The sequence below is a fragment of the Endozoicomonas sp. SESOKO4 genome (assembly GCF_024606275.1).
Map to the genome: position 1 here is coordinate 1 of NZ_JAHHPS010000258.1, position 10,590 is coordinate 10,590.

Consider the following 10,590-nt stretch of genomic DNA (forward strand, 5'->3'; position numbering starts at 1 on the left):
CAGCATTGTGATTTAGCTGCATAAGTTGAGGCGACATCTACCTTGAAAGTTACCGATACTTTTAATAATTATCATTTGATACTTCATCAACAGTAACTATACCTACAACATTTTAAAATTGATTAGTTATTTTTTGTTATAGATATAATATGTGTCAATTTTTTATAAACAGCATTAGTAATTGAAATTTAGATTAACCCACAACATCAAAACAGATTTAGATATTTCATTAATCCTATAAATATTTCACATTAATTCATTATACACTGATAAAGTTTCTTGAAAACAACGATCCCAAGAAAACATTTTTGCTTGCTTGTAACCAGCAATTTTCAATTGATTCCTATGGTTAAGTACTTCTATAAGTGCAATTCGCAGAGTATCTACTTTAGGATGGTCTACTAAAACTGCAGCATCACCAGCCACTTCTGGTATTGAAGAAACATTCACTGCAATAACAGGGCAGCCAGCTTTCATAGCCTCAACAATAGGAATGCCAAAGCCTTCATAACTCGAAGGGTAAAGCAAAGCAAAAGCAGAATTATACTCTTTATTTAAAGCTTCATCACTTAATCTACCAAGCCAAGTAAAACGACCCGGAAGCTGTTCTTCTAAAAGTTTTTGCTCTTTAAATGAAAGTACACCGCCACCAACAATACGCAGTTTTAAATCATCAACCTTAGAAACAGCTTTAACTGCGATATCAAAGTTCTTATAACCAACACGAGCACCGATAAAAAGTACAGAGTCATTAGTTTTAGTTTCAAAATAAAGTGGCTTATAAGCATCAGACACCCCATTGTAAATGACTCGTATACGCTCATGGTCAACAGGACATATTTTCATCAGATCATTTGCCGTATTCTGAGAAACACAAATAATCAGATCACTATTCTGAATTGCTCTGTTTTTTTGCCAACTGTGAACCCATTTAGCAGGACCATTCCTGAACTTCTCATAAGTAAAATCATGTACAGTAGTTACAACTTTCAAACTACTAGCACTCGGCAATCTATAATAACTAGAGTGAAACACACCACCCAGCTCATTCACTAGGCAATCCCTATACCTTTCTAAGGGCCGATTACACTCGTTACTTTTTGGTAAAACTGCATACTCTACTTTGTTTATTTCACAACCATCCAACAAGTTTTCGAAATATACAGATATTCCCCCACTTGCTTGTAATCTTTTAATAATAGAATCAAAAATTATCATAAACTTTATGTTTTAGAGGTATTGATCGCGGCTTTAGAGGCTTTCATGATTTTTTTGTCTGCGGTTATGTTAAGGATGACGCGAAACCAGAAAGTGGCAGTTACCGTTAGAGGTATGGCTTAACCATAAACAATCAGAGAATCAGTAGCATTAAGATTTAGCTGTGCAAGTTGAGGTGACATCTTCCTTGAAAGTAACCGTCTTTCTCGGAACTATGACTCTAATCAAAGCAAAAAAGATCAAATTTATCAAACATGCCCTTAGAGTCCAAAGCTCCATTCTCGGTAGAACCATTGCTAATGGTGGAAGTACACACAAAAAAATTGAAAACTTTCCAAACAAAATATTTGCTCTTAACTTTGTCAAGAAAACTAGAAATGCAGCATATATTATTATGGAAAATAGACCAAAGTAGAAATATAACTGCCCAACAAATGAAATACCACCAATTATCCAAGGATGACTTCCTAGTGCTATATATTGATCTCTAAATTCATACAAAAAAGGTTCTAATCGATAACCTGAGGGTAAAGATTGAGAAAAAATATCCAGAAAAGAGAACGGCTGATTATATCCAACATCATTTGAGAAAAAATAATAATTAGAAACATTCGGGATAATAAACTCACCTAGAACGGTGATTAAAAAAAGAGGCATATTAGTTAAATCAAAGTTTTGAAATCTAAATACTGAGCGGCTAACAATCAATAAAAATACAAATAAAATGATTACTAGATGCTTAACTCTCAGCACTACTCCTCTTATTTGCATGTTCAATAGCATACCGAATAGAATAGCGGCAGCATAAATTCTAATTGACAATAATATTAGAATTGAAATCAACAGTACTGACAAGAGATAGAAGAAAAAACTTTTTAGAGGTTTATTTTTAATTTGAAACAATGTTATCGCCGAGCTGGTTAAGACAATTAACCAGCCAAGTCTGTTAAAATATGATCCATCTAATTTTGAAAAATGAATATATGTACCAGCCGTGATATTATATAGCCAAATACAATAAAATAAAGAAGCACACAACAATATGAATGCAGTAAGATCCCAGTACTTAGAACCATCATCAAAATATGATAAAGAAGCAAATGGTTTAGCTTCGGCCCTTAAAAAAACATAGTTCACCAAAATAATAAAAAGATAGACCATCTTTATTAATTTGATAACTTTTTCGTTTTCACCAAAATTAACACTAATTAGTTCCGAGAGATTAAAACTAATGAATGGAATCGAATAAAGATAAAACCCAAATACTATGTATAAAGATAGAAAGATTAAAAACAAGTCAACAACTGTTAATTTCTGTCCATTTAAACGGAACAGAAATTCCAGCAAGTATAATAAAACGATAAGTGAAAATAAAATCACATCAATCGGAAATTTTGAGTAATCATTAAATAAGATAGCTACTGAGCAAAACAATCCTAAAAATAATAATAAAAATAATCTAAATTTCATGGCTTTAAGATATTAATAGTTTAGGGTGCTTAACAAAGAATTTTATCACAGAAAGCAAAAACTTATAATTGTGACAGAACTTAAGTAAGTTCTTTTTATAAACCCTTGAATAGCCATGTAAAGCTTTAGATGAAGTACCAATAGATGATCGAGAATGTTTTAAATAATATGCATCATAGCTCTGACTAACATAGACCTCCACCCCACTAAATATAAGACGAATCCAAGTATCCCAGTCTTGACATGATACTAGCCCTTCATCAAAGCCACCTAATGCAATTAAGTCTTCTCTTTTTACCATAACAGTGGGAGACGGTATAAAACAAGAATCAAGAATTTCTTTTCTTGAATTTTTACCAACAACATATCGATATTCACCAATTTTTTCTTCACTTTCATTTACGATATAAGCCCAAGAATAAATCAAACCAGCCTTTTTATTTTTATTTGCAATTTTAAGTTGATTTTTGATTTTATCTCTACCCCAGTAATCATCATCATCCACAAAGCAGACCCAATCAGTAGTAGCGATATTCAATCCCAAATTTCTACAATACTGCGCTCCTTTAGAAACATTTAAATATATATATTTAATATTCAGCAGTTCTCTGTATTTAGAAACAGTTATTTCATACTCATAGGGGCAAGTTGAATTATCATTTACAATTAGCACTTCATTGACAGCATGTGATTGATTTACAATCGAAATCAATAATTTTTCGAGAAGATCAACCCTATTATATGTAGGGATTATAACACTTACACTCATCATTTTTTAAAAAATTTAAAGTCAATTTTAATAGGTGTTTTTTTAGAGGTCAATTGAATCACATTAAAAACACCAGAGGCAGAGTACCCACGATTTATACTTAAAATGTCAGCATATAAATAGACAACCATATTTTCATATTCAACCTTGGTTACACCATTATTAATAACTACTTTCCCAAATAGACTAATATGATAGCTCGGCTTAAATAATCTAAGAGATGAAATCAAAATACTAATACAAGAGTTAGTTATTTTATACCGATAGATATCTAAACCTGCCCATGAATAAAGTATCAAACTATTACTATTGAAGAAGAAACTATTAGATGGAGGTTTTTTTTTTCTATCTAAAGGAAGAGAAATCATATTTGATTTGTAAAGTGACTTTGTAAACTGCTCACCACCTAAAACAGGTGTACATCGTCGGCCCCTCGACTCTAAATATGGAATTGGCAAGCCATTAGTTATAAAACCTTTGACACTACCAAATACAGCTGAATAGTTTGTTTTTTCTACAATTCTTAAACCTGAGCTTTTTAAATAATGCTCTCTCAATATATGCTCTCTAGATATATTGTTTAGACTGACATCTCCTAACTCATCCTTAGCTCTATCCAGAAAATACAACAAAAAGAATGAGTAATCAATAAAATTATTATAAGGATACCAACCAATATGATTCAATGAATCAAATTCATAATTACTGGTTGTGAACCTTGAACACTCATTTAAAACAAGAGGAATATGATCGTTTTCAATATTTGAGGATATGACTGACAAAATCAAATTTGCAGCTCGCTTATACTCCTCATCTCCTGTTTCCTTGTATGCAGCATATAAACTGTAAAAAGCAGGACCATAGCCAAATGTTTGGAACTGCCCTCTACCTAGATAATTAAATTCTCCTGAATTCAAAGTCAATAGTGCAGTAATTCTAACTGACTTAAAAAATCTTCTTTCAATATTCTTTGAACCTGTGATTTTGTATATTTCGTAAAGTAAAAATGAAGAAAATGCATGATATTGAGATGATCGAACTTTCCTTGCATCCCAAATAAAACCATCTCTATCTTGCCTAAATTTCAAATAAGCGAATAGTTTCAATGGTAACTTCTTAATTTCCCCACGCCTTAATTTACATACAGTATTTAAAAGAATCCAGTTAGTAGCTTTCGAGTCATTATATTTTTCAGACTCTCTTATTTTTTTAAGACATGGCTTTTTTACAATATCATCGTTGATAAATGATAACGCGTACTTATTAAATTCCCAATGAAAGCTTGCATTAGATATATCGGTATCGTCTATTTTTGTAAAAATATATTCTTTGAGATAGTCATATTTATTAGAATTTTTTTGGTTAGTTATTGTAAATAATAAAAATGAATACCCATAGTACCATCTCAATGCATCATAATCACCATTATACGTCTTTGACTGAATATCATCTAGTATGCTAGCTGTTAGCATACTCAGCATATTTCTTGACACAATTATCTAAGCCCGTGAAATTTTTTTATAGTGAAGTAGAAGTAATGATGTCCAACATATAGCCACTGCAATATTGGAAAATGCCAAATATAAATAGCCCCATATATATGAAACTATCAAATATACAAAAAACGAAAAAATAGCTGATGGTAATGCTACTGAAATAAACATATCTCTTAAACTATGTTCTACAGTTATTCTAGAAAGTATAAGTCCAGGAATAATTTTCATAATAACTAAAGAAATGACTATAGAAAAGCATACAACATACAGGTTTTCTACTTCACCATTAACTAGAATAGAAATAATAAAGCTTCCAAACAATGAGAATAAACCCAATATCAACAGAGATACACCAAGATATATCGACTTAAAGAATGCTTCTGCCTTTTTTCTCTCTGATTTAGATTTGCAATTTGATAAGACTACTACATTCTGTTGATTTAAAATCATCGGCAAGATGTTTGACAAATTTGCAACAGCGAGAGCTACTGAGTATTTTCCAACTATAGTCGATGTAGAAAAAATGGACAAAAAAAAGACATCCGCCTTATATATAAAAAATGTAACTACGCCATTTAGATGTGACCACAATGAAAATGTTCTCAAGTCACTTTTAATACGCTGATAGAACTCATTACTGAATAATAGTTTAGTCACTGTACCAGCTTTTATTCTAAATAATGGATTGAATGCTCTCCAGAGAAAGGTGTAAAAAACTAAGACAAGAAAATCCTTCATCGCCAAGTATGCCAGCGAATCGAAGTATAGTATTGGAACTGTGAGTATTATGTTAAATATGCAGCGATACACAGACATTGTGGTTACAGAAGATTGCTTCGATATAGATACGTTATAAACACAACTTGTTGAATTATATATATCAGAAGTCTGTATAAAGAAGAATGAAAGAAGCGCAAAAATAATTGACTTATCAGAATTCAAAAAGAATAATAAATAGCAGACAAATAAATATAAACCAAGAGCAATTACTTTTATTATAGAGAAAGACAAATAGTCATTAACCTTCTCGATTACTTCAATATTAGAAACTCTTCTTCTTAATAAGATATTCTCTACTGCCACATTAAATACATTAAAGAATACAAAAGTACTGGCTACCGCTGAGACTAAACCATAAGCCATAACGCCTAAACTTTTATTTATAAGATAGATAATTAGAAACTGAGAAGATACCAAAAAAAACTTTTCAATGACTGATAAAATTATTAATCCCGAAATTCTTTTTCTCATTCTAAAAAAAACCTTGTTTTCATATCCAATATCGTTCCACAAGGAATTTTAATCATTGAATAAGCACTAAGATTAATCAAATACTTTATCAGTTTATATTTATAGGGCCTAAACTCTGCCTTATACCAAAGATATCTTTTTATAGCTTCACTACTCAAAAGGTATTTTGTAAGTTTGTCAGGCAATGGTCTAGTACCTGCCCAATCTGTACAAACTTTTATCACATCTTTTGAGTTTTTTGCCAGCCCTGTTGGAATGAAGCGGCAATGTACAACCCACTCACCTACCTGGTCTCTCACATACATCACACACTTCATCCCTTCTGGAACTGTAACTTCGTCTATCTCAATAACAATTTTCTTACCGTTAACTAAATGACCAGTTACACTTCTTACTTCATGCTGATAGTATATGTTACTATCGGTATGGTGTATGACTTCCCCACCAATTTCAAAACAACCAACCACTTCTTTTTTAAATCTGTATCTGGTAACAAAATCCATTAAATAGGAATCAGTTAGTAGCTCTAGCCTAAGCTCTCTGTATATTGAACTATGAACAGCTGTATCATTTGTTTTTAATTTAAACTTCCCTTCACTTAGTTTTATAATTCTTTTTGTAATAAATCTGGATGCAGTACTATATTTTTTTATTATTTGTTCTTCATATCTTTGACCATATCCTTTTTCTAAAGAATAAAATGAGTTTGAATCAGCAAATTCAACACCCCAAGGTAACACTATATTAATGCCATCAACCTGCAAGCTTTCAATAACATTATTATTCCACTTAGCCACAAACATTTTCAGATTTATTTCCTAAAAATATTTTTTCAAAGTTTTCAGTATATATTTCATAAGAATGGTGGGTTTGAACAAAATCTCGACACAGCCCACTTATTCTTTTCCAATCATTTAATATTTTATTAATATTTGAACTGTAATCATTGGCAGAATAACCGAATACAGCTAATGAAGGCTCAATAGAGTAAAGCTGTTCTCCATTACCAACAAATGACGTTACAACTGGAGTCCCATTTGCCATTGCTTCCAAAAGAGACATACTCATACCTTCAAATCGAGATGGTAAAATAACATAACTATATTGCGAGTATAAAGCTTGCATTTCACTTTTATCTATAAACCCAAGATAAGTTGCTTTCAGATCACTGACGTAGTGCGGGCAAACATAATCTATCGAATGACCGTATTCAGAAACGAGCTCGTTAATGACATCCATTCCCTTTGCATAATAATTATCAGATGTGACAAAAAGCCCCTTTCCATTTCTTTCTTCAAAATCGTTAATCAACTTAGGAAGTTCTACAGCGTTTGGTAGTAGTGCATCGACGACTATATTTTGTTTTGCAAGCCACATTTGTACGTAGTCTGATACAGCAATATTAATCTTGTCTTTTGCAGAAAATTTCTGAAGCACACTACCCCGCAAATGTATCAGGAATTGCTTTAAGCTACGCCTTCCTATAAGGCATTTACCATAACCATAATAGGAGCCGTGATGGATATTGTAGACATTGGCATGTTCAATCCCGAACCCAAACTCGCCATTACAAATTACAATATCATAACTGCCCAAACTCTTCTTATGTCTACTTGCTGTAATCAATGGCAGCCCCATAAAAAAAGCCAAATATTTTAATATAGAAGAAACTTCCCCCTCAATAGTTATGTATTCAATCTCCCACCCTCGGGCTCTTAATATTCTATCAATCAGTTTATTTACTGACTCTACACCTCCATATTGTTTTTTATATGGAGTTACTATTAAGCACCTCATCTTAAAACAACTCTGATCAGCGGTAAAAAAAACATTTTTAGAAACATATTAATAACAAACAACAACTTTGCAACTTTCAAGCCCCAATTTAAACCATATCTCTGTGAGAATCTTTCATAATACTTGTTATAAAAGTAGGAGTTATATTTAACACAATAACAATATTGTTTTAGTCTATTTTGTCTCTGCCCACCAGTTCTTACATCAGTTCGTGCCATATGGAAACAAAGTGCACTTTCAGTCATTAAGCACAAGCCTCCGTTGACATATGAATTCATTTGAAAGTCTGTTTCTTCTCGATAGCCATTACCTGGAAAATAATATTCATCAAACATATATTTACTTAAATAACTTCGTTTTGATAAAAATAAAGCATGGGTAAAGGGAATAAAAACAGTATCATTTGAAATTTTTTTTCCAAATTCAATAGTTAAGGTTGAAAGATCAATTAAATCTTTTTCATTGTAAGTTTTTCCCTGTTGAAAATACTTCTTTTTGCTCGCCTCTAGATCTTCTGCGGGCTTCATCATAACTATTTGCCCTGAAACAATTACATCCTCTCTTTTAGTTCGCTTTAATAAATCAAGACAGATCTTTATATAATCCTTATCAAGGTATGCATCGTCCTCACCGAATAAGACATATTTACCTACTGCTATTTCAATACCAGTATTTCTTGCAGCTGCAGCACCTTTTTTATTTTCTTTTTTAATATATCGTAATATGTTTTTTTTCTGAAGTTTATTTTTCTCATTCAAAAAACCCTTTAACCCCTCCGTTCCACCATCATCAACGTATATTATTTCGAGTACACCATCTTGCTGTATATATGAATCAATAGTTTTCTTAATCGCATATAGACGATTTGATGTAGGAATTATAATAGACACTTCGCTTTTCACGTACGCCCCAATTATTTATCAGACATGTATATATAAGCACTATAAATAAGCATCTTTACATTTTTTCTAGAGCATATTCTTAAGACTGCGTGAGCATCAGAACCCATTTCTTTTTAATTTCACGTATGGCTAAAATAATTTTTAACCTAGTCACTACCAAATATATCTCTCGTGTATACCTTCTCGATTACATCCTCAAGCTCTTTAGCCTTTCTATTTGTAATAATCAAATCGCTATTATTCTTAAATTCATTTAAGTTTTTTATCACTTTATAATGAGAGAACTCGACATCATCTATTGTAGGTTCATAGACTATAACTTCTATCCCTTTTGACTTGATACACTTCATAACGCCTTGGATAGCAGAACTTCGAAAATTATCTGAGCCATATTTCATGACTAAACGATAGACACCAACTACTTTAGGATTACGGCTTATTATAGAGTCAGCAATAAACTCTTTTCGTGTTTTGTTTGCATCTACAATGGCTTTGATAATATTATTAGGAATAACATCAAAATTTGCTTTTAGTTGTTTTGTATCTTTAGGCAGACAGTAGCCGCCATAGCCAAAACTAGGATTATTGTAATGGCTCCCTATTCGAGGATCTAAACCAACCCCATCTATTATCTGTCTAGTATCTAAGCCATGACTTTCACAGTATGTATCCAGCTCATTAAAGTATGCAACTCGCATTGCCAAATAAGTATTTGAGAATAATTTTATTGCTTCAGCTTCAGTAGAATTAGTCAAAAGAACATCAATTTTATCTTTTATTGCTCCTTGCTTAAGCAAATAAGCAAAACGTTCTGCTCGCTCAGATTGCTCGCCAACTATTATACGTGCTGGATATAGATTATCATGAAGTGCTTTTCCTTCTCTCAAAAACTCTGGTGAAAAGATGATATTATTAAAGCCAAGCTGTTTTTTGATACGCTTTGTATAACCTACAGGCACTGTAGATTTAATAACTATAACTGCACTCGGATTGATCAGCATAACATCTTTAATGACAGATTCAACAGAACTGGTATTAAACTGGTCTGTTTCACTATCGTAATCTGTTGGAGTTGCAATAACTACAAAATCTGAGTTTTGAAATGCTTCCTTTTTACTACATGTAGCTCGCAGGTTAAGACTTTCATTTCTCAGAAAACTCTGAATTTCTGAGTCTTCCACAGGGCTAACTCCATCATTAATCATCCTTACTTTATGCTGAAGTATATCCAAAGCTACAACTTCATTATATTGAGCTAAAAGAATCGCATTAGAAAGACCAACATATCCCGTACCTGCTATAGCAATCTTCATATTATATATTTTTTCCTGTAAGAAATATCACTTAGGGTAGACATTAAGCCCCACCCACAACACAAAGACCCAATCTTGTACGCCCTGAACAACCGTCTCGTGCAGCGTGTTCACGTTTCGCATTATCTGCCCAGAAGTCCAGCAGCTTCCTTGTATGTAAGAGCAGAGACTTTCCTGCATTCATCAGGGATAAAATGACATTACCAAACAGCCGGGTTCCACTTTTCGCCTTATGCGTCGAGATTTCTTCAATAGCTCCACTTTCGTAGAGGTTCGCCTGCGCAGCATGTGCAAGATACCTTTTCAACGTCACAACGACCACGGCAAAATCATGAAAGTGCCTGCCCAGCAAGGACTTCAGCCAGATAGCGTGT

The 10,590-nt window shown here is 32.5% G+C and carries 10 protein-coding genes; all 10 read right to left on the reverse strand.

The genetic code is table 11. From position 1 onward, the window contains the following. Positions 1-246: 246 nt before the first annotated feature. Positions 247-1,218, reverse strand: coding sequence for a glycosyltransferase family 1 protein (locus KDK16_RS04675; RefSeq protein WP_257274911.1), 972 nt, complete (start codon positions 1,216-1,218; stop codon positions 247-249). A gap of 150 nt (positions 1,219-1,368) precedes the next feature. Continuing rightward, positions 1,369-2,688 (reverse strand): hypothetical protein, encoded by a 1,320-nt coding sequence (locus KDK16_RS04680; RefSeq protein WP_257255192.1) that lies wholly within the window; start codon positions 2,686-2,688, stop codon positions 1,369-1,371. 4 nt (positions 2,689-2,692) lie between these two features. Then, the gene (locus tag KDK16_RS04685; protein WP_257274912.1) at positions 2,693-3,460 is read right to left on the reverse strand and encodes a glycosyltransferase family A protein; all 768 of its coding nucleotides are present in this window, start codon (positions 3,458-3,460) and stop codon (positions 2,693-2,695) included. Then, positions 3,457-4,929: a hypothetical protein gene (locus tag KDK16_RS04690; protein WP_257274913.1), complete on the reverse strand. Its 1,473-nt coding sequence runs from the start codon at positions 4,927-4,929 to the stop codon at positions 3,457-3,459. The genes KDK16_RS04685 and KDK16_RS04690 overlap by 4 nt, the downstream gene beginning before the upstream one ends. A gap of 27 nt (positions 4,930-4,956) precedes the next feature. Then, a complete protein-coding gene (locus KDK16_RS04695; protein ID WP_257255194.1) occupies positions 4,957-6,204 on the reverse strand; it encodes a hypothetical protein in 1,248 nt (415 codons plus the stop codon). Next, positions 6,201-7,001, reverse strand: a complete 801-nt coding sequence (locus KDK16_RS04700; RefSeq protein WP_257255195.1) for a hypothetical protein — start codon at positions 6,999-7,001, stop codon at positions 6,201-6,203. The genes KDK16_RS04695 and KDK16_RS04700 overlap by 4 nt, the downstream gene beginning before the upstream one ends. Then, positions 6,994-8,001: a glycosyltransferase family 4 protein gene (locus KDK16_RS04705; RefSeq protein WP_257255196.1), complete on the reverse strand. Its 1,008-nt coding sequence runs from the start codon at positions 7,999-8,001 to the stop codon at positions 6,994-6,996. Before KDK16_RS04705 ends, KDK16_RS04700 begins: the two co-directional genes overlap by 8 nt. Then, complete coding sequence (locus KDK16_RS04710; protein WP_257255197.1) at positions 7,998-8,903, reverse strand: glycosyltransferase; 906 nt, start codon at positions 8,901-8,903, stop codon at positions 7,998-8,000. Before KDK16_RS04710 ends, KDK16_RS04705 begins: the two co-directional genes overlap by 4 nt. Positions 8,904-9,049: 146 nt before the next feature. After that, positions 9,050-10,216, reverse strand: a complete 1,167-nt coding sequence (locus tag KDK16_RS04715) for a nucleotide sugar dehydrogenase (protein WP_257255198.1) — start codon at positions 10,214-10,216, stop codon at positions 9,050-9,052. A 43-nt stretch (positions 10,217-10,259) separates the two neighbouring features. Then, on the reverse strand, positions 10,260-10,590 hold a 331-nt coding region (locus tag KDK16_RS04720), incomplete at its 5' end, for a hypothetical protein (RefSeq protein ID WP_257255199.1).

Bases quoted from the DNA above. Each gene is read 5' to 3' on its own strand.
- KDK16_RS04675 (WP_257274911.1), bottom strand. From the start codon at position 1,218: ATGATAATTTTTGATTCTATTATTAAAAGATTACAAGCAAGTGGGGGA.
- KDK16_RS04680 (WP_257255192.1), bottom strand. From the start codon at position 2,688: ATGAAATTTAGATTATTTTTATTATTATTTTTAGGATTGTTTTGCTCA.
- KDK16_RS04685 (WP_257274912.1), bottom strand. From the start codon at position 3,460: ATGATGAGTGTAAGTGTTATAATCCCTACATATAATAGGGTTGATCTT.
- KDK16_RS04690 (WP_257274913.1), bottom strand. From the start codon at position 4,929: ATGCTAACAGCTAGCATACTAGATGATATTCAGTCAAAGACGTATAAT.
- KDK16_RS04695 (WP_257255194.1), bottom strand. From the start codon at position 6,204: ATGAGAAAAAGAATTTCGGGATTAATAATTTTATCAGTCATTGAAAAG.
- KDK16_RS04705 (WP_257255196.1), bottom strand. From the start codon at position 8,001: ATGAGGTGCTTAATAGTAACTCCATATAAAAAACAATATGGAGGTGTA.
- KDK16_RS04715 (WP_257255198.1), bottom strand. From the start codon at position 10,216: ATGAAGATTGCTATAGCAGGTACGGGATATGTTGGTCTTTCTAATGCG.